Source organism: Flavobacterium sp., assembly GCF_031409475.1.
Taxonomy (GTDB): domain Bacteria; phylum Bacteroidota; class Bacteroidia; order Flavobacteriales; family Flavobacteriaceae; genus Flavobacterium.
Window position 1 is genome coordinate 97,538 of sequence record NZ_JANNXH010000062.1, and the last position, 20,645, is coordinate 118,182.

18 protein-coding genes and 1 tRNA gene are annotated in these 20,645 nt (G+C 31.7%); 11 read left to right on the forward strand and 8 right to left on the reverse strand.

All coding sequences use genetic code 11. The features are described from left to right. Positions 1-4: 4 nt before the first annotated feature. The 4 genes from RMO53_RS11265 to RMO53_RS11280 form a co-directional block, all read right to left on the reverse strand. On the reverse strand, positions 5-715 hold the full coding sequence (locus tag RMO53_RS11265; RefSeq protein WP_310380670.1) for a DUF2490 domain-containing protein: 711 nt from the start codon (positions 713-715) through the stop codon (positions 5-7). Between the two features lie 145 nt (positions 716-860). Further along, positions 861-2,378: a 2,3-bisphosphoglycerate-independent phosphoglycerate mutase gene (gene gpmI, locus RMO53_RS11270; protein WP_310380673.1), complete on the reverse strand. Its 1,518-nt coding sequence runs from the start codon at positions 2,376-2,378 to the stop codon at positions 861-863. A 137-nt stretch (positions 2,379-2,515) separates the two neighbouring features. Beyond that, positions 2,516-4,933, reverse strand: a complete 2,418-nt coding sequence (locus RMO53_RS11275; protein WP_310380675.1) for a DUF5916 domain-containing protein — start codon at positions 4,931-4,933, stop codon at positions 2,516-2,518. Between the two features lie 184 nt (positions 4,934-5,117). After that, a complete protein-coding gene (locus RMO53_RS11280; RefSeq protein ID WP_310380679.1) occupies positions 5,118-7,514 on the reverse strand; it encodes a DUF5916 domain-containing protein in 2,397 nt (798 codons plus the stop codon). Positions 7,515-7,700: 186 nt separating this feature from the next. On the opposite strand from RMO53_RS11280, the gene RMO53_RS11285 reads away from it, so the two are divergent. Together RMO53_RS11285 and RMO53_RS11290 are read left to right on the forward strand one after the other, a co-directional pair. Continuing rightward, positions 7,701-8,423, forward strand: coding sequence for a murein L,D-transpeptidase catalytic domain family protein (locus tag RMO53_RS11285; protein ID WP_310380683.1), 723 nt, complete (start codon positions 7,701-7,703; stop codon positions 8,421-8,423). Between the two features lie 207 nt (positions 8,424-8,630). Further along, positions 8,631-8,703: transfer RNA gene (locus RMO53_RS11290), tRNA-Gly, on the forward strand. A gap of 29 nt (positions 8,704-8,732) precedes the next feature. On the opposite strand, the gene pepE is transcribed toward RMO53_RS11290, so the two are convergent. Further along, positions 8,733-9,440 carry a dipeptidase PepE gene (gene pepE, locus RMO53_RS11295; RefSeq protein ID WP_310380684.1) on the reverse strand — a complete coding sequence of 236 codons (708 nt, stop codon included), beginning with the start codon at positions 9,438-9,440 and terminating at the stop codon, positions 8,733-8,735. Positions 9,441-9,576: 136 nt separating this feature from the next. Here pepE and RMO53_RS11300 point away from each other — a divergent pair, with 136 nt between their 5' ends. The 3 genes from RMO53_RS11300 to RMO53_RS11310 all read left to right on the forward strand — a co-directional run bounded on the left by RMO53_RS11300 (position 9,577) and on the right by RMO53_RS11310 (position 11,427). Next, the gene (locus RMO53_RS11300) at positions 9,577-10,311 is read left to right on the forward strand and encodes a hypothetical protein (RefSeq protein ID WP_310380687.1); all 735 of its coding nucleotides are present in this window, start codon (positions 9,577-9,579) and stop codon (positions 10,309-10,311) included. Between the two features lie 148 nt (positions 10,312-10,459). After that, complete coding sequence (locus RMO53_RS11305) at positions 10,460-10,864, forward strand: twin-arginine translocase TatA/TatE family subunit (RefSeq protein ID WP_310380690.1); 405 nt, start codon at positions 10,460-10,462, stop codon at positions 10,862-10,864. Continuing rightward, positions 10,864-11,427: a phosphatase PAP2 family protein gene (locus RMO53_RS11310; RefSeq protein WP_310380693.1), complete on the forward strand. Its 564-nt coding sequence runs from the start codon at positions 10,864-10,866 to the stop codon at positions 11,425-11,427. Before RMO53_RS11305 ends, RMO53_RS11310 begins: the two co-directional genes overlap by 1 nt. Before the next feature lie 7 nt (positions 11,428-11,434). Here the strand turns inward: RMO53_RS11310 and RMO53_RS11315 are convergent, their stop codons facing one another. Then, the gene (locus RMO53_RS11315) at positions 11,435-12,076 is read right to left on the reverse strand and encodes an O-methyltransferase (protein ID WP_310380695.1); all 642 of its coding nucleotides are present in this window, start codon (positions 12,074-12,076) and stop codon (positions 11,435-11,437) included. A 100-nt stretch (positions 12,077-12,176) separates the two neighbouring features. Between RMO53_RS11315 and rlmN the strand changes: the two genes are divergently transcribed. Further along, positions 12,177-13,220 (forward strand): 23S rRNA (adenine(2503)-C(2))-methyltransferase RlmN, encoded by a 1,044-nt coding sequence (rlmN, locus tag RMO53_RS11320; RefSeq protein ID WP_310380698.1) that lies wholly within the window; start codon positions 12,177-12,179, stop codon positions 13,218-13,220. Between the two features lie 49 nt (positions 13,221-13,269). Here the strand turns inward: rlmN and RMO53_RS11325 are convergent, their stop codons facing one another. Beyond that, positions 13,270-14,148 (reverse strand): hypothetical protein, encoded by an 879-nt coding sequence (locus RMO53_RS11325; RefSeq protein ID WP_310380701.1) that lies wholly within the window; start codon positions 14,146-14,148, stop codon positions 13,270-13,272. A 263-nt stretch (positions 14,149-14,411) separates the two neighbouring features. Between RMO53_RS11325 and RMO53_RS11330 the strand changes: the two genes are divergently transcribed. The 5 genes from RMO53_RS11330 (at position 14,412) to dnaG (ending at position 19,940) form a co-directional block, all read left to right on the forward strand. Then, positions 14,412-15,389 (forward strand): polyprenyl synthetase family protein, encoded by a 978-nt coding sequence (locus RMO53_RS11330; protein WP_310380704.1) that lies wholly within the window; start codon positions 14,412-14,414, stop codon positions 15,387-15,389. A gap of 118 nt (positions 15,390-15,507) precedes the next feature. Then, a complete protein-coding gene (locus RMO53_RS11335; protein ID WP_310380707.1) occupies positions 15,508-16,068 on the forward strand; it encodes an RNA polymerase sigma factor in 561 nt (186 codons plus the stop codon). Continuing rightward, positions 16,055-16,771, forward strand: a complete 717-nt coding sequence (locus RMO53_RS11340) for a hypothetical protein (protein WP_310380710.1) — start codon at positions 16,055-16,057, stop codon at positions 16,769-16,771. Before RMO53_RS11335 ends, RMO53_RS11340 begins: the two co-directional genes overlap by 14 nt. Positions 16,772-16,801: 30 nt before the next feature. Continuing rightward, on the forward strand, positions 16,802-17,833 hold the full coding sequence (locus RMO53_RS11345) for a hypothetical protein (protein WP_310380712.1): 1,032 nt from the start codon (positions 16,802-16,804) through the stop codon (positions 17,831-17,833). A 118-nt stretch (positions 17,834-17,951) separates the two neighbouring features. After that, positions 17,952-19,940: a DNA primase gene (gene dnaG, locus RMO53_RS11350; protein WP_310380715.1), complete on the forward strand. Its 1,989-nt coding sequence runs from the start codon at positions 17,952-17,954 to the stop codon at positions 19,938-19,940. Here dnaG and RMO53_RS11355 read toward each other — a convergent pair. Then, a complete protein-coding gene (locus RMO53_RS11355) occupies positions 19,937-20,566 on the reverse strand; it encodes a response regulator transcription factor (RefSeq protein WP_310380717.1) in 630 nt (209 codons plus the stop codon). The genes dnaG and RMO53_RS11355 overlap by 4 nt on opposite strands. Positions 20,567-20,645 lie beyond the last annotated feature (79 nt).

The following is a 20,645-nucleotide window of genomic DNA, read 5'->3' on the forward strand; positions in this document are numbered from 1 at the left end:
AGTATTAATCAGTTGTGGCAGGAGTAAATTCTTTTTCTTCTTTTTTGGTTAAATCAAAGTTGTATAATAGCGCAATATTTAGAAAATCACGACCAGACTCATCATTTATTTTATAATCAAATTGGTAGATGTATCCCATTTGAAAGGCAATTTTTTTATTAAACTCATATCCTCCACCCACAAAAAGTCTGTTTCGTTCAAAATAAGGTTCTTTATCAGTAAAGAAAAGTTCATCCCAAACGGATAGATAAAAGCTTTTTGGAACAATTTTCTTCCCATTTAATGGCATTGTTGCTCCAATCCTATATCTGAAACGATTTCTATATCCGTTTGAAGTAAATCGCTGTTCAGCTCTGTAGCGGTGTTCAAATGTTATAAATTGTAATGGATTTTTCATATTGATTTGAAACCAACTTCGAATTTCTTTGTTTTTCATGGGTAATTCAAAATCTCCACCTTCACTGTAGGTGTTGTAAGATCCAATTCCTGATGTTACAGAAAAGTTTGGATTAATTTTATAAGAAACACCAGCTTTAAATTCATAATAATGAAACTGATTATAAAAAGATAAACTTCGTAATTGTGCTTCTGTAAAAACATTAATTTTTGAGTCTATCTTCATGTTGACATTAATAATATTCCAAGAACCCAATTCATTTTGTGATTTTGTTACAGTTGTAATAAAAAAGAGTAAAAGGACAATTATTTTTTTCATGTTTCTAAATTATAGAATGTTCATTAATTATTTTTATTGCAAATATAATAGTATTACTATTAATAATGAAATTTTAACTTTTATTTATAAAAAAAAGAGATTCAGTTACTGAATCTCTTAAAAGATATTTTTATGTTATTGTTGCTTACAACAACGACTTTCCGGTCATTACAACTGGTTTTTCGATTCCCATTAATTCTAAAATTGTAGGGGCAAGGTCGCCCAAAACACCATCGTGTATTGTTTTTAAATCTTTGTCCACTAAAATAATTGGAACTGGATTGGTAGTGTGTGCCGTATTTGGTGAACCATCGGGGTTTATCATCGTTTCGCAATTACCATGATCTGCAATGACAATCGTAGTATAATTATTTTTCAATGCGGTAGTAATTACTTTTTCTACACAAGCATCAACAGCTTCACATGCTTTGATTGCGGCTTCCATAATTCCGGTGTGGCCCACCATATCGCCATTAGCAAAATTCAAACAAACAAAATCGACTTCCTCTTTTTCGAGTTCCGGAATTAAAGCATCGGCAAGTTCAAAAGCGCTCATTTCGGGTTGTAAATCGTAAGTGGCAACTTTTGGAGAATTTTTAAGAATGCGGCTTTCACCAACGAAAGGCAATTCTCTTCCTCCAGAAAAGAAGAAGGTTACGTGAGGATACTTCTCGGTTTCGGCAATACGGATTTGAGTTTTACCCGCTTTTTCAATTACTTCACCAAGGGTTTCTGTGATATTATCTTTATTGTAAACCACTTTCACATTTTGATACGTTTCATCATAATTAGTGAGTGTAACATAATATAAATTCAGTTTGTGCATGTTTTGCTCATGAAAATCCTTTTGCGAAAGAGTTTCGGTTAATTCTCTTCCTCTATCAGTTCTGAAATTGAAGAAAATTACAACGTCGTTATCTGCAATTGTAGCCAATGGTTTATCATTAGTATCCACTGCGATTATTGGATTAATAAATTCATCGGTAACATTGTTTTGATAACTTTGCTCTATACTTTGAACTACATTTTTGGAATGTTGTCCTTTTCCATTGACTAATAAATCATAAGCCAGTTTAACTCTTTCCCAGCGTTTGTCTCTGTCCATTGCATAATATCGTCCAACGACTGAGGCAATCTTGACGGTTGTTTTTGCAATGTAATTTTCTAAATCTTGAAGGTATTTTTGCCCTGATTTTGGATCTACATCACGACCATCTGTGAAGGCGTGAACAAAAACTTTTTGCAATCCAAATTCTTGTGTAGTGTCAATTAAACCTCGTAAATGGGATGTGTGAGAATGTACACCACCATCCGAAACTAAACCAAGCAAATGAAGATTTACCTTTTTATCTTTAGCATATTGAAACGCATCAATTAATACTTGTTCATTTCGTAAGGTGTCGTTTTGAACCGCTAAATTTATCTTGGCTAAATCTTGATAGACAATTCTTCCTGCTCCAAGATTCATGTGACCCACTTCGGAATTCCCCATTTGTCCTTCGGGTAAACCTACATTTAAACCATCAGTGCGCAGTTGAGCGCTAGGATAACTATTATATAAAGAATTTATAAAAGGGATATTGGCATTATCAATAGCTGAAACTTTTGGATCTGGAGATTTCCCCCAACCATCAAGAATCATGAGGATTACTTTCTTGTTCATGTGTTTGAATTTTAAACAAAGATAAAGTATTTCTAAAAATGTTTAAATCAAACCAAACGACTATTATTGATTTATAGGTTAACAATAACAAATAAGGTAGTATTTGTTGTAGAATGATTTTTCTAAATTATGGAGTTTTAGGCTTTATTTTTTAATTCGTTGTAGTCAATAAAATATTTTATACTTACAGAGAAAATATGACTTAAAGCATCGTTATTGAGTAAGTTAGTTATATTTTTTCCAAAATTTTTGTCAATATCTCGTTCAAAATTAGCAGCTACATTACGGTACAATATTGAAATTTGACTTCCGGGCGCAAACCACCAAGTATACGATACATCTGCATTCCAAGAATTAAAGTTGGAGTTTTTGTTTTCAGTGTAACCTGCATACTCTTTTAATCTCCCGTTTTGTTCTAATGATAAAAAGTTTTTATTCTCTGCATAAGACCAATATTGACGCAATGAAAGATTAAAATTCATTTTGCTGCTTATAGAATATTTTACCGATAATGAATTGGAGTAGGTTATTAAATTTCTATTAGAAAAAATTATAGTATTTGGAGTTACACTATTCAAATCCTGATCAATACTATCTACAAATCCTTTGTTGTTGTGTGCACTCGAAAAATTAAGATTATAATTTAATGCTAATTTGTCATTGAATCTATAACGCGGTCCAATTTCAATTTCATAAAATATTCTGTTTTTTTCATTTGCAATTGCAATAAATGGATTAATATCTAGGGCGAATTTTTTATTATAATTTGATGAATAAAAAACAAAAAAACTATATCGTTCTGGGATAATTACAAATCTATTTTCTGTTCTAGGTTCATAGTAATCGTATGTTTCAAATAGATTGGCGTTAACACCAAACCCAAAAGAATTATTTTTTTTGTTACTTGCATTAATATTTAAGTCAACTCTTGTTTTCTGTAACTTTCCAGTTTCTTTTTGAAATTGATTATAAAAAGATACGTTTGTTCTAAAACTATTAAATAGTTTCGTAGGATTGAGTATTCTGTAATTTGCATTACCTCTTAAATTATAATAATTTGTTTCAAAGTTAATGCCTAAATCGTTGTTGTCATAATTTTTAGAAACAAAATCACTGCTAATATAGTAACGATATTTTCCTGAGTTTTCACCAAAATTTAACGAAGTGGCTATTCCTTTTTTATCAATAATATCGTTTACATCACTGTATTTAAAATCACCCGAAAGATTAAATGTGTTTTCTTTAGTGTTCAAATCCCATAATAATGCAGAAACATTTGCATCTCTGAAGTTTCCATCACGGATTACATTTGTATTTACTAATGTTAACGAGGAGTTTTTACGAAAACGTTGATCAAGAACTAAAACATTATAATTTGCAAGCGGTTCAACTACTTCTCTACGGATTTCTTGTGTATCTGTATTTCGAATTACGGCCGATGTTTTTTCGGTTACCGCATTAAGAATTCCAATTCCCAATCCGTTTTTTGTTCTTCCTGAAACTTTAAAGGCATTAATAAGATTGACATTTGATGGATTGTCTAATATCTCTTCGTTTGCTGCTTTTGTGGGATAATTTGATGGGTTTCCTCCAATTCTTCGCGAATACAATAAACTTCCTTTACTAAACAAATCCGTTCCTTCGGTAAAAAAATCTCTATTTTCATTAAATTGTTGTTCAAATGGACCTAAATTTAGAATTTGATTATCATATTTTGTTTGTCCAAAATCAGGAATTAAGATCACATCAAGTGTAAAAGCATCATTGATTCCGTACTTAATATCTAATCCACCTTTGATTGTGCCATAGGTTTTTTGTGCGGCGTTTGCATTTAAATAATAGGAAGAGTAAGGTAATAAAAAAAGTCGGGTAGGTGTTTTTATATTTTCAATTCCTTCAAGAACTCCGGTTTGTTGTGTAAATGTTCCTAGCTTTGCGTCCACATAATTCCAAGTATATTTTTGACGATCACGTTCTATTTTTCTAAAAAAATTTATTCCCCAGGTTTGTTTCCTTTCACTTGAGAAGCGCAATGCAGCATACGGTATTCTCATTTCAACAACCCACCCAAAATCTGTTATTAGAGCTTTACTTTTCCATACTGCATCCCAGGAATAATCTTCACCATTACGGTCTATTGCTAAACAATCTGACTGTCCATCTGATGCCGATACTATAAAACGAAAATCTTGTTGTCCATCATTATTACCATTTATAAAAACTCCGAATTGATCTGCAGTACCAAAATCATCCCTTTGTGTTATCTCTTTTAAAATTTTATTAGGTTCATCATCATATAATAATGCGACAATGTATAGCGCTTCATTATCATATAAAACTTTTATTTCGGTTTTTTTGTTTTCACTAATTGGTTTTCCATTATCGGGTTCTAACATTACAAAATCAGTTGCAACTGAAGCAGATTTCCAGATGGTTTCATTCATTTTCCCATCGATTGTTATTTTGTCAGAAATAAATTTAGTTTGAAGTATTTTTTTTTGGCTGAAGCCCAAAAATGAAGAAAGCAAAATAACGATTAAAAGTATTTTTCTCATTTGGTTTGTTGATAATTGATGAAAACGAATTCAAAACAAAGTTTTGTTTATAGACTATTGTTTTAAGAAAACGTTACACTTTTTAACAAAAAAATAACAACAGTAGCGGTCCACTAACAAACTGAAAACGGGACATTTTCAATTTTATTTTAAGAAATGTAAAAGGAAATTTTATTGAGATTTACTAGAATTTATTTTTCACAGTATTATAATCTATATAATACCGGAGACTAATTGAGAAAATATTGGTCAGGTTGTTCGCAAAAACATTTTTCAGATTATTTCCAAGATTTTTCTCTACCTCTCGTGTAGGATCAATTGCAAAATTACGGTATAAAACAGATAGTTCGCTTCCTTGAGCAATCCACCAAGAGTAAGATAAATCAAAATTCCAAGAATTAAAATTTCTGTTTTTGTTTAAAGAATACAGGTTGTTCTCTGTTAAATAGCCATCATTTTGTAGCGTAAGAAAACTGTGATTGTCTGCATACGACCAGTAATAACGTGCGGTAAGATTAAATGTCATCTTATTGTTTACGGAGTATTTTCCGGTGAAATCATGTTGAACAATTTCACGGTTGCGCTCCGCAAAAATAATTCCGGTATTGTCTTGATCTACCCAACCTCTATCACTAACTCTGCGCGTGTATTGCACTAAGTAAGCAAGGGATAATTTATCGTTAAAACGATATTTTACTTCGCTATTTAAAAGATAATTCACTCTGTCATTCTCGTCAAATTTAGTAACCGAAAATTCAGCGCCATAACTTAATGCTTTGGTTTGATCCGTTAAAAAACCGAAGTAACCACTCATACTTTTTGGGATATAAACATATCGACCATTTTCTCTAGGTTCATAGAAATCATATGAAACTAAAGGATTTATGGTTAAATTAAATTCAAAAGAATCATTGTTTAATAAGGTTCCTTTGATTAATGTTCTTAAATGGGCTTGCTGGGTTTTTCCGGTGGTGTTTTGAATGTCTAAATTAAAATCTTGTTCAATTTTAAAGGTGTTTAAAAATTTTGTAGGATTTACAATTCTATAACTTGTTAAAACACTCATGTTATGATAATTATTACGAAATACAATTCCTAAATCATTTATATCATAATTTTCGGAGAAATATTTTCCACTAAATTGGTAACGATATTTCCCTCTGGTTTTACCAAATAAAAGTGTGCCTTTAAAACCATCGTAATCTTTATTTAAATTATTTACAGTACTGTATTTAAAATCTGAATAAAAATTGTAGGTGTTCTTTTTTGTGTTTAAATCGAGCACTAATGCCGTTGCATTTGCATCTCTAAAATTACCTTTTCGCATTGTATTTGCATTCGTAAAGGAGAAAGAGGAGTTTTGATTAAAGCGTTGATCTAATACTAAAATATTATAGTTTGTAAAAGGCTCAATAACTTCTTTTCTGGTTTCATTAGTGTTTAAATTTAATATTGTAGCGTATGTTTTTTCTGTAATTGCATTCAAAAAACCAATCCCTAAACCTTTATTAGTTCTTCCAGATATTTTTATGGCATTTATCAAATCTACAGAACTAGGAAGTTTTATGAGTTCTTCATCGTTGCCAAGTTGTGGTTCAGTCGATGGGAAACCACCAATTCTTCGGGAGTATAAAAGTCCACCAGTACTAAAAAGATCGATTCCTTCTGTAAAAAACGGCCTGTTTTCATCAAACCTTTGCTCAAATGGTTCTAGATTAAGAATGGCATTGTCAAATTTTGTTTGACCAAAATCGGGCACTAAAATGGCATCGAGTGTAAAGGAATCGTTTATGCCGTATTTTACATCTAAACCGGCTTTGAATGTGGTTCCAGAACCAATATCGTTTTGTTGATAATAAACAGAAGAATATGGAATTAAAAATAGTCTTGTTGGTGTTTTTATATTTTCGATTCCTTCAAGAATTCCTGCTTGGTTTATTACAGCACCAATTTTAGTATCAACATAATTCCAAGTATATTTCTGGAAATCACGTTTTATTTCGCGCATAAAATTTAATCCCCATACTTGTTTTGCGGCTTTAGAAAATCGTAAAGCTGCATAAGGAATTTTCATTTCTACAACCCAACCATAATCGGTTAAAGTAACTTCACTGTCCCAAATAGCATCCCATGAAAAATCTTCATAGTCTTCTCTAGCAATACAATCCATCTGAACTCCGGATGCACTTACAAAAAATCTAAAATCTTGTTGCCCGTCATTAAATCCATTTATTGAAATTGAAAAATGATCCGAAGCACCAAATACGTCGCGATTTGTTAATTCTTTTTGAATTTTATTGGGCTCATTATCATGCATTATTGCCGTTATGTATATTGCAGTATTGTCGTAAAGTACTTTTACAATTGTTTTTTTATCCTCACTTATGGGTTTCCCATTATCGGGTTCAAACATTATAAAATCAGTTGCAATTGAAGCAGTTTTCCAAACTTCTTCGTTTATTTTTCCGTCAATACTTATACTTTCTGAAATTGATTTTGCCTGAAGTGTCTTTTTTTGGCTGTAGGAGCTAAAATTAGTTAAAACCAAAAAAAATAAAATGGAAGAGTAAAATTTTGGCATATATTATGATTATCGATAAGCAAAAATAGTAAAATTAACACAAAAAGCAAATAAAATGTTATTTTAACTCCTGATAATGAACACTAAAAGAGTAACAAAATCATAAGTTTTCCTTGTTTTTTTAAAGTTTTCAGATCTATTGTATATTTGTCAACTAAATCACAATTTCTAACCCATACATTTTCAATGATTTATAAGATATTTCCTGCCATTTTGTTTTTGTTGTTTTCGCAATATTCAAACAAAGAAAATTTAACCAATTCTGAAAATTCTATAAATCAAGATGTCAGCATCGCGGTCAAGCCTTCAGTAGATTTAAATGTCGAAATAGTTTATAATTCGTTGAATTCCAATTATTTTGATTTGCCCAGCTTCGAAACTTTTAAAGAAGCCCTGAAAGGATTTTATTTGTTGAAAGAAAAAGGTTTAGTTCAAAAAGAGGTTTTGACCTTGATCGATTTTAGTTTATCTTCAAATACAAAAAGACTTTGGGTAATCGATATGGCTACAAATACTATAGTATACAATTCATTAGTTGCCCACGGAAAAAATACGGGTGAGGAATTTGCCCATAGTTTCTCGAACTCAAATAGTTCTTTTAAAAGCAGCTTGGGTTTTTATGTCACTGGCGAAATCTATAACGGAAAACACGGAATGTCTCTTAGATTAGACAGTCTGGAACGAGGAGTCAATAATAATGCTAGAGAAAGAGGTGTGGTAATGCACGCTGCAAATTATGTCTCCAATTCATTCATTAGGAGTAACAGACGTTTAGGAAGAAGTCAAGGATGTCCTGCCATTCCAGAAGAATTACTTTCAGGAATTGTTACAACAATAAAAAATAAATCGTGTTTGTTTATTTATCATCCGTCAAGAAGATTAAATAAAACTTCAACTTTATTTTCATAATATGCTATAAAATAGTGGTCTAGGTTATAGATTTCGTCTCGAAAAATCAATTTCCTGTTTTCGAACCAAACTGTTCAATATAAAAATAATAGATTTTTAACAATTTAATTTTAAAACTGTTATACATAAAATAGTGCGTTCATATAAAAATTTTAAAAAAAACTTGCAAAGAAGCTAAGTAATTATCTATATTTGCACCGTTGTAATGCGAAAGTAGCTCAGTTGGTAGAGCTCCAGCCTTCCAAGCTGGTTGTCGCGAGTTCGAGCCTCGTCTTTCGCTCTATACCTCAAACGAAAGTTTGGGGTTTTTTATTTAAGATAACTCAAGTCTGCACCAATTTCAATTTCTACAGGATTTTGATTTTGTCTAAATAACCTAGCGGACAAGTTGCCTTTTAAGCTTATTTCTTCTCCGTTCACAACTAGCCAACTTCCTTCTCGTAATCCTAAAACGGGAACAGAATTGAATTCATGAAATTCTTTAATTCTAGTTTCCCGAGTTTCTCCCATGTGTTTTGATTGTAAATCAGCATCTAAATAATGTGCGTTTATATTAAAAGGAATTAACCCCAGTGTTTGAAAACTTGGGGGATAAATTATTGGCATATCATTAGTAGTTTGCATTGTCAATCCACAAATATTGCTTCCAGCACTTGTTCCTAGATATGGAGTTCCCTTTTTGATATTTTCGGCAAGCACACTCATGATGTTGTTTTTGTATAATTGGGAGACCAATAAAAAAGTATTTCCACCACCGGTAAAGATTCCTTCGGCAGTATTGATTGCTTTTTCAGCATATTCAAATTCATGAATACCTTTTATTTCTTTATTTATTTTGGCGAAAGCCAGAGCTACTTTTGCAGTATATTCTTCATGTGAAATTCCACTTGGACGAGCATATGGAATAAACAAAACAGTTTTACAATGTTCAAAAAGCACTTTTAATTCGGGCAATAAATATTCTAAATAAGAACCTTCATGTAGTGTTGATGTACTTGCAATAATTATATTTTTCATATTCATTTTAGATATATAACGGGGATAAAGATAGTATTTAGGGTTTTTAATTAACAAATATTTACAATCTCATTAGCAATTAATTTTGAAGGTATTAAAATACTTTTGTGAATAACCATTTTTTTGAAGACTGCTTATGCAAAGATTTTTATTGTTTTTATTTATAATGGTTTGTACCCCTATTTTTGCTCAAAGTCCCAATCGGACAAAATTAGCAGGAAAAGTTACTGCCACAACCACAGATCTTGATGGCGTTTATGTAATAAATTTAAAATCCGAAGCGACTACGATTACAGAAAACGGAGGTTATTTTTCTATTACAGCAACACCAGGAGATTCGTTGCTGTTTTCTTCAGTACAGTTTATTGGAATAAAGATTGTATTAGAACAAAAACATTTTGATAAAGAGTTATTTTTTGTAAAATTGCAAACCAAAATAAATCAACTCGAAGAAGTTGTAGTTAAAAGGTATGACAATATTAACGCAGTTGCGCTAGGGATTGTTCCAAAAGGGATAAGACATTATACACCAGCGGAAAGAAAATATTTGACCGCTGCTTCCAGCAAATTAAACCCTATGGGTTTAGATCCTTTGCTTAATTTACTATCTGGTCGAACTGCGATGCTCAAAAAAGAAATACAAGTAGAGAAAAAAGAATTTTATTTAATACAACTAAGCAATTTATTTGAAAAGACCTATTTTATCGAAAAGTTAAAAATTCCTGTCGATTATGTCATGGGGTTTCAATATTATATCATTGAAAATGAAAGGTTTGTACGGGTTTTAAAATCTAAAAATAAAACCAATATTGAGTTTGTAATGGGACAATTAACCGCAAAATACTTTGAAATTCTTGCAAGCGAAAAATAAAATTACTCTATGCGATTTCTATTTTAGAACAATTATTAAAAGTAATTTGTATAAAATAATTTGCTAAATGTATAATTTTAGCAATTAGCACATTTTATAACTTTGCAACTTTGTAACTTTGCACTTTAACACATTTAATAATTAGATTATGTTTGGAATAGGTGGTGGCGAATTAATTTTTATTGTGTTTATAATACTCATGCTTTTTGGTTCTGACAAAATTCCAGAAATGGCTCGAACTATGGGCAAAGTTATGGCTCAATTAAAAAATGCAACAAACGATATAAAAAGTGAAATTCAAAAAGGAGCCGAATCTAATGGCATTGACACAAAAGTATTTACCGATTTTACAGGCAACATAAAAGCCGAAATTAATAAAGCCAAAGACAATCTTCTGGGTGAAAACGGAACTGGAATCTCAAAACTTTCGGATGAAATCACTTCCGAAGTAAACACTACCAAAGACAGTTTGTTTAGTGAAGCTTCTATACAAAAGGCTAAAATGGATGAAGAAATTGAAGACAGTTTAGGTGCTGTAAAACGCCAAATGTAATGCTAGAAAAATTAAAGATTTTAGATGTTGATTTATTGATTTATTTAAATGGTTTAGGTTCAGAAACGTATGACGTATTTTGGTTGTTTATTACCAAGCAAACAAATTGGACTCCGTTTTTCCTGCTTTTACTTTATTTGATTTTTAAAAAAATAGGAACAAAACAAACCTTATTTTTACTGCTATTTGTGGCAATTTTAGTAACTTTTACAGATCAAGCCACCAATTTAGTAAAAAACGGATTTCAACGATTGCGACCTTGTAATAATCCCGAAATTAACTCTTTCATTCGAGTAGTTCAGGTCAGAAAATCGTTTAGTTTCTTTTCTGGACATGCGGCAAATACCATGGCTGTTGCTGGGTTTTTATACCTAATTCTAAAACGTCATTTTAAATACTTTGGGCTGTTGTTTTTATGGCCACTAATCTTTGCTTACAGTAGAATTTATCTAGGATTACATTATCCAATTGACATTTTTTGTGGTTATTTGTTTGGATTTACAATAGGGTTTTTGATGTACAAAATATATCAAACCGTTCAAAAAAAGTATTTTCCAGTATAGTTCTGATTTAAACAACCCTGCTTACGGTCAATCCATCTCTGATAGGCAACAAAACGGTTTCTACTCTCAAATCATTTATTAATAATTGGTTGTATTCTAAAAGTGTTTTGGTGCTTAAATCATTTGGTTGCAATGGCTCGACTACTTTTCCACTCCACAAAACATTGTCTGATAAAATAATTCCTCCTTTATTCATTTTGGGCAGAATTAAATTAAAATAATTGATGTAGTTTTCTTTATCAGCATCAATAAAAACCAAATCAAATTTTAAATCAAGTGTTGGAATAATTTCTATTGCTTCGCCAAGATGCTGCACAATTTGCTCTGACCATGGTGATTTATTAAAATATTTTCGCTGAAAATCAACCAGTTCTTCTTTGATGTCAATCGTATGGAGTTGCCCGTTTTCTTGTATTCCTTCACATAAACATAAAGCAGAATAACCTGTATAAGTGCCTATTTCTAAAATATTTACGGGTCGAATCAATTTAGACAACATGCTCAAAACTCGCCCTTGAAAACGACCACTCAACATTCTTGGCAACAAAACCTTCTGATAAGTTTCTTTGTTGAGTTGTGCTAATAATTCTGGTTCAACTTGCGAATGTTGCTCGATATAATCTTCTAAATCTTGAGAGAGGAAATGCATTATTTTAATTTTTATCAAAGTTATTAAATTATCAAAACAACACCCGTGCATTTTTGCAAATTGATGAAAAAAATCAACAAATTGTCATTAAATTTGCACCATGCATATCGACAAAAAAGACATACGAGCTTTATCAAAGGAACAATTACGTGATTTTTTTATTGCAAAAAACGAAAAAGCCTTTCGCGGAAACCAAGTATACGAATGGTTGTGGAGCAAAGGTGCGCATAGTTTTGAAGACATGACTAATGTTTCAAAAGATACTCGGTTAATGCTGGAATCAAATTTTGTTATTAATCACATAAATGTGGATACGATTCAACGCTCCGAGGATGGAACGGTAAAAAATGCGGTTCGTTTGCACGATGGTTTGGTTGTTGAAAGTGTTTTGATTCCTACAAATACTAGAACAACAGCCTGTGTTTCGAGCCAAGTAGGTTGTAGTTTGGATTGTAATTTTTGCGCTACAGCTCGGTTAAAAAGAATGAGAAACCTTGAGCCAGCAGAAATTTACGATCAGGTAATTGCTATTGATAAAGAAAGTAGGTTGTATTATAATCATCCGTTGTCAAATATTGTATTCATGGGAATGGGTGAACCACTTATGAATTATAACAATGTCTTGAAAGCTATTGAAATGATTACATCACCAGAAGGATTGGGAATGTCGCCAAAACGAATCATGCTTTCTACATCTGGCGTTCCTAAAATGATAAAAAAACTGGCTGATGATGATGTAAAATTCAAACTGGCGGTTTCTTTACATTCGGCAATCGATGAAATTCGTTCTCGTATCATGCCCTTTAGTGCTAATTTTCCTTTAGCCGATTTGAGAGAATCATTAGAATATTGGTACAAAAAAACCAAAAGTAAAATTTCCTACGAATATGTGGTTTGGAAAGATATTAACGACAACAAAGCTTCAATTGATGCATTAGTTAAATTTTGCAAATATGTTCCTTGCAAAGTCAATCTAATCGAATACAATCCCATTGATGATGGTGAGTTTCAACAAGCTTCGGATGAAGCAATAAATGCTTACATCAAAGCGCTTGAAGCTTCAGGAATTGTGGTTAAAGTCAGACGAAGCCGTGGTAAAGATATTGATGCAGCTTGTGGTCAACTGGCTAACAAGGAAGCATAAAAAAAGGAGTTCCTATTGAACTCCTTTTGTATTATAATCTATTAAAATTTTAGTCTGCTAATATAATCTGAACTGGTGCACCGCCATCAACAGATTTCATGGCAAATTTATCACACTCACCATTTCCGTAATCAATTGTTACGTAATGTGAATTTCTTGAGAGTTTCAAAATACCAGATACAGGAAAAGGCGCAGGATTTTGTTGCATACCACAAGCCGTTTTATTAATTAAAGGAGTTTCTACATTAATTAATGAAGTGAAAACTGCATCCCCTTTTGTAGTTGTAAAAGTACCGTAAGTAGAAAACACATCATCTGTTGGGCTAGTTCGTGTCAAAAAACCAGCAATCATTTCTCTCACGCGATTGCCATTTCGAGTGTAAACTCCGCTGTTAGTAGTTAGAGTCATATTGGTCATGGTTAATGTTGTTTTGGGACGTAATGAACTTCCGTCACCAATCATTTCTCTTTTCCATGAAGTGGTTCCGTCTATTTTATTTTCGTTTATAAAAAAATTATTAAAGGTAATAGTCATAATTTTTGGAAATGCTATGCCAATAGTTCGCGTTAAAATGATTTTCCCTTTTAGAAAACGACCTCTAAATTTACATGCTGTAGTTTCTGTTCCAAAAGTGATTGTCAAAACTCTAGTAGTAGTGGTAGAACCTAAATCACTCACGGTTGCACATTCAGGTAATAATGAATGATAACCTCCTGACGAAATTTTACCAGTTGGAGAACCTTCGCTTATTTCATATTGATTATCGGCAATAACGGATATATCATCAATGTCATTATCCATTTTTTGGGTTACAGTAACTTCTTCATTTGTAAGTGCTGTATCTGTAGTTTCAGATTTTGAATCTGTAGTACAACTTGAAAAGGTAAGAATGCTTATAAACATTCCTAATAATAATTTAGTTTTCATAATAAATAGTTTTAAGGTTGATTTCTTTGACAGAGAAATTATTAAATGGTTTAAATGTGAAAGTCAAAATTATGTTAAAAAAATTAAACAAAGCGTTTTAACAATTTAAAATCGACGAACTACACAATTGATTTATAATTGTTTAACAAATTCATCAGTTTATTAATATGTAAATTGCGCAATGTAAACACGAGTTTATAATTATGTCACTTGCCTTAAATAGATAACGTTTTTTTATTCGAAAATAGTATATTTGAACTCAAATGAATATCACTCTACAAATAAAGCAGCCTATTTTTAATGAAATGGAACTTTTCGAAAAAAAGTTCTATGAATCCATGACTTCGCAAGTGGCTTTGTTAAATAGAATCACTTATTATATTGTGAATCGAAAAGGAAAACAAATGCGACCCATGTTTGTTTTCTTAACCGCAAAAATGGTTTCTAATGGAACTGTAAACGAGAGAACTTATCGTGGAGCTTGTGTTATTGAACTAATTCATACTGCAACTTTGGTACATGATGATGTGGTAGATGACAGCAATCGTCGCAGAGGTTTTTTCTCGATAAATGCACTTTGGAAAAACAAAATTGCAGTTTTAGTGGGTGATTATTTACTCTCCAAAGGCTTATTGCTTTCTATTGATAATGGTGATTTTGATTTACTTCGAATTATTTCTGTAGCAGTTCGAGAGATGAGTGAGGGCGAATTATTGCAGATTGAAAAAGCCAGAAAGCTTGATATTACGGAGACTATTTACTACGAAATCATTCGTAAAAAGACAGCAACCCTTATTGCTGCTTGTTGTGCTCTTGGTGCAAAATCAGTAATCGAAAACGAAGATGAGGTAGAAAACATGCGAAAATTTGGTGAACTCATCGGAATGGCTTTTCAAATAAAGGATGATTTATTTGATTATAGCGAAGATGCTATTGGTAAACCAACAGGAATTGATATCAAAGAGCAAAAAATGACTTTGCCATTGATTCATGTTTTGAATAATTGTACTTCTAAAGAAAAATCGTGGCTAATCAATTCCATAAAAAATCACAACAAAGACAAAAAACGGGTTGCAGCAGTTATTGCTTTTGTAAAGGATAACAACGGTTTGATTTATGCGGAACAAAAAATGCAACAGTTTCAGCAAGAAGCACTTTTATTACTAGAAAATTATTCTAATTCAGTTTATAAAGAAGCTCTGGTTTTGATGGTAAACTACGTTATTGAAAGAAAAAAATAACCCTAGTTTGTCATTCCTACAAAGGAGGAATCTCATTATTTTTTGTTTTTTTTTATCTTCATGCAACCTTTTTGCATTCTAAATCGTCTATGCTAATAGATACACTTATAAAACAAAATTGAAAGTATTTTACTTAAATCAAGAAGAAACTAAAATCATTCATTTGGCAATCGAGAACAATCGATCTGCCCAACAAAAGATTTATGGAAATTTTTCTCCAAAAATGCTAAGTGTTTGTCGACAATACATTAAAGATATTCACCAAGCAGAGGATGTAATGATTACCGCTTTCATGAAAGTGTTTACCAATTTAAAAAATTTTGAACACAAAGGAAGTTTCGAAGGTTGGATTCGTAGAATAATGATAAATGAATGCATTTCATTTATTCGAGTTCAGAAAAAAGAGAAATTCATTGAAGAGGAAGATTTTTTTGAGGAAAGTTTTAATAATATCGAAAGTCAATTTTCAGTACAAGACCTACAATTTTTGATTGATGGATTGCCCGACGGTTATAAAATGGTTTTCAATTTATATGCCATCGAAGGATACAAACATCAAGAAATCGCAATACTGTTAGGTATAAACGAAGGAACTTCAAAATCACAGTTGTCGCACGCCAGAAAAATATTGCAAACAAAAATTGCTAAACTAAATAGCACTCAAAATGGAACAGAATAAATTAGAAAATCAGTTTAGAAAAAAACTAAATTCAAGAGAAATTAAGCCTTCTGCTCAGTCCTGGGATAGATTAGATGCCATGTTAACCATAGCTGACCCGAGCTACAGCGAACTGGCGAAACAAAAGCCAAAGAAAAAACTTACATGGCTTTTTATTGCAGCTAGTTTTATTGGTGTTTTACTTTCGATAACAGTTTTTTTTAATCAAAATGACAGCTCAGTTGTAGTTAATAGTGCTGGAATTGTGAATCAAAACTCAATAAATCCTATTGTTTTAGACCATAAAATGGATAAAAACTCAAATAAAATAATTACACCCAATACAGATTTAAAAACAAAAAGTGTTACCGTTAGTAATGAGTCAAAAAAGGGAATATCAAAATCTAATAAGGTAAATGCAAAAAACAGCATAAATCATGAAAAGTTAGCAGAGAATTCAATCATCAATCAAAAAAACGAACAAAAAACAATCACAGAAAAAGCTACAAATTTTATTGTTGACGAACGTATAACATTTGCAGAAAAACCTTCAAAAAATGAAATTCTATTAAATCAAAAATCAACAATAAAAATTGACGCAAGTAGCTTACTGTCGCAAGTTGATGGAGAACTACAACTTTCATTTCGAGAAAAAGTAATCAATACTGTAGCAAAAAATTACAAAGAAGTAAAAGTTGCAGTAAATAACAGAAACAACGAGTAAATCAATCAATCACTTTAAAAATCAACAATCATGTCAAAAATTATCTTTTATCTAATCACATTTACAATCTTGTTTGTAAGTAAATTTCATGCACAACAAACCTTCGAATCAAGAGCAAAAACTATTGCTTTTAAAATTGAACAAATCACAAAAGAGGAAAAATCGGCACTTAAAGTCGAGGTCGAAGCTGTAAATCAACAACTTGAAAAAGGGTTAATATCTACCAAAGAAGCCGATGAACAAAAAATGCAATTAGCAGAAGTAAGAGCAAAAAATATTGAAACAAGAGTGAATTTAGTTCAAGACGATTTAAGAGCATTGGTTCAAGAAAAAGTAGACGGAAAAATCACCGAAACAGATTCGACTAGAAAAATTGTAATCCATTGGAATAACAAACTTAATTCTAAAAAGAAGTTTGTAGGCGAAAAAAGGACGACCTCGCAATTTGTTTTTGCCACAGGTTTAAACAATCTCGCCACAGATGGAAAAATAGAAAACTCGGATTTTCGTTTTCTAGGTTCTCATTTCTACGAATGGGGTTTTACCTCAAACACACGAATTGCAAAAGATCATAATTTATTGCATTTCAAATACGGATTTTCTGTAATGTATAATAATTTACGTCCAACAGATGATCGTGTATTTGTAGTTACTGGTAACCAGACAAATTTGCAAGCAAGTGCTATAAATATAGATGATTCTCGTTTTAGAAATGTGTATTTAGTTGCGCCAGTTCATTTAGAATTCGATTTCTCTGAAAAGAAAACAAGTGGAGATAAATCCTATTATCAGAGCCACAAGAGTGTTCGAATAGGTTTTGGCGGTTATGCAGGAATTAATCTAAAATCAAAACAGTTTATTAAATACGACAATGATGATCTTAAAACGAATGTAAAAACCAAAGGCGATTTCAACACCAGTAATTTCATTTACGGTTTGAGTACTTATATAGGCTATAAAGAAACGAGTTTGTATTTAAAATATGATTTGAATCCGTTGTTCAAAGACAATGCTATCAAGCAAAATAATGTTTCATTAGGAATCAGATTCGATTTTAATTAAAATTTAGTTGAGTTAGTTTTATTTGTGTAGAGACGCAATTTATTGCGTCTCTTTGTTTATATAAATTATGAATTGCGTATTTTTACCACTTTCCAATAATTAAATCGTACAACGAAAATTGATTTCAAAAACCACCATAGATACTGTTTTCGAAACTGCTCGAGTTGAGGAAGTTATTGGAGATTTTGTACAATTGAAACGTGCCGGAAGCAACTTTAAAGGATTGAGCCCTTTTTCTGACGAGCGATCTCCATCATTCATGGTTTCGCCTGCTAAAGGAATTTGGAAAGATTTTAGCTCGGGAAAAGGCGGAAATGCTGTGGCTTTCCTAATGGAACATTCGCATTTTACTTATCCAGAAGCCATTCGATATCTCGCCAAAAAGTACACTATCGAAATTGAAGAAACCGAACAAACCGATGAAGAAAAAGCCAATACCGATGTTCGCGAAAGCATGTATTTGGTTTCGGAATTCGCAAAAGATTATTTTCACAACACACTATTAAATTCCGAAGAAGGCAAAGCCATTGGACTGTCTTATTTTAAAGAACGAGGTTTTACCAGTGAAACTATCAAGAAATTCGTTCTCGGATATTCTCCCGAAACTTGGGATGCATTTACCAAAGAAGCACTCGGAAAAGGCTATAAATTAGAATTTCTCGAAAGCACAGGATTAACAATTGCTAGAGAAGACAGACCATTTGACCGTTTCAAAAGCCGCGTGATGTTTCCTATTCAAAGCATGTCTGGAAGAATTTTGGGTTTTGGAGGAAGAATATTGGGCAATGATAAAAAAGCTGCAAAATACCTCAATTCACCCGAAAGTGATATTTATCATAAAAGCAAAGTTTTGTATGGAATCTTTCAAGCCAAACAAGCCATTGCCAAACAAAATAATTGTTATTTAGTCGAAGGTTATACTGATGTAATCCAGTTCAACCAAGCTGGAATCGAAAACGTGGTTTCCTCGTCAGGAACAGCATTAACCCCTGACCAAATTAGATTAATCAATAGATTGACAAAAAACATAACGGTTCTTTTTGATGGTGATGCAGCTGGACTTCGCGCTTCTATTCGAGGAATCGACTTGATTCTCGAGGAAGGAATGAATGTAAAAGTTTGTGCTTTTCCTGATGGAGAAGATCCAGATAGTTTTGCCAAGAAAATGCCTTACGAAGAATTAGTTTTATATCTCGAAAATAATTCTAAAGATTTTATTCAGTTCAAAGCATCACTTTTAATGAACGATGCCAAGAATGATCCCATCAAAAAAGCCGATTTAATTCGAGACATGGTGGTGAGTATTTCTAAAATTCCAGATCGGATTCAACGAGAAATTTACGTTCAGGAATGTTCCAGAATTATGGATATATCGGAACAGGTTTTGATAAGTACGCTCGCGCAATTGGTCAAAAAAGACATTGCAGAACAAGGAAAAAGGCAAAAAAATCCTGAAACTTCGGGACAAAAAACCTTTGATGTTGTAAAAAGCGATAATCCAATTGAAGTCGTAAAAATTGATATACTTTATGGATTAGAACGAAAAATTATTGAAATTCTTTTGCTTTATGGGAATAAAACGGAAATCTTTGAAGATGTGCTTTTAAAAACCAATGAAGTTGGCGAAATTGAAAATAGTATCGAAAAGAAAGAATACAAAGTTTTTGAGCGTATTTATTTGAGTTTACAAGAAGATGAAGTTGAATTAGCAAATCCTTTATTTCGTGATATTTTTAATAATTTGATCAATTATTACCATCAAAACGAAAATTTCAGTATTGAGCACTATTTAATGCATTTAGAATCAGAATTTGCACAAGAAGTGACTGATATTTTAATGGAAGATGAGAGGGTTGTTTTGCACAACTGGGAAGGGCAAAATATTTTTCCAAAAACCAAAAACGATTCGATAAGTCAATATGTTTCCGAAACTATTTTGACTTTAAGATGGTATTTAGTGGATAAAATTATTGAAGAATTAAAAAGTTCTGTATCATCTGAACCTAATTCAGATAACACAGAACCTTTGTCAATGGCAATAGATTACTACAAACTAATCAATTCTTTCTCAAAAAAATTAGGAAGAGTAATGTCTCGTCATAATTAAACTATCTCTAGAGTTTTAGCTTTGTTTACTAAATCTACTAAATTAGTAACATTCAATTTTTGCAACAATCTTAATTTATAGGTACTGATTGTTTTTTCGTTTAAGCCTAGAATTTCTGAAATTTCATTGTTCTTTTTACCGCCACTTAAATAACGCAACACTTCAACTTCACGATTAGATAGTTTTCTATACAACCGTTCGCTTTTACTTTGTTTTGCAATCAAAGCCATATTTTTCTTAACGGTTTCGTTAATTATTATTTTTCCTTGATTGACCTTAACAATAGCTTGTCCTAAAGTCTCCAGTTTTTCTCTTTTAGAAATAAATCCCGAAACTCCCGCTTTAATAGCATTTGGAGCATAAATCTGTTCAGAAAGACCACTGTAAATAATAATTTTTGTTTTAGGAAAATTTTTCAAAATATTTTTAACTTCAAAAATACTTGCAAGCCCTTCTAATTCCAGATCAATTACTAATACATCGATATCTTTAGTATGCAAAATATCTCTAACCATCGTTAGATTCCCAACGTTTGCAACTATTGAGATGTCGTCATGATCTTTGAAATACGATTTCACTCCAAAATGAGTTACCGGAAAATTATCCGCTACACAAACTTTTATCATAATGTTAATTTTTTAAGAATTGTTTAATTTTGGGGCTTGTAAAGTTAATAAATAAATTCTGTAAAAAGCGTTAAAAAAT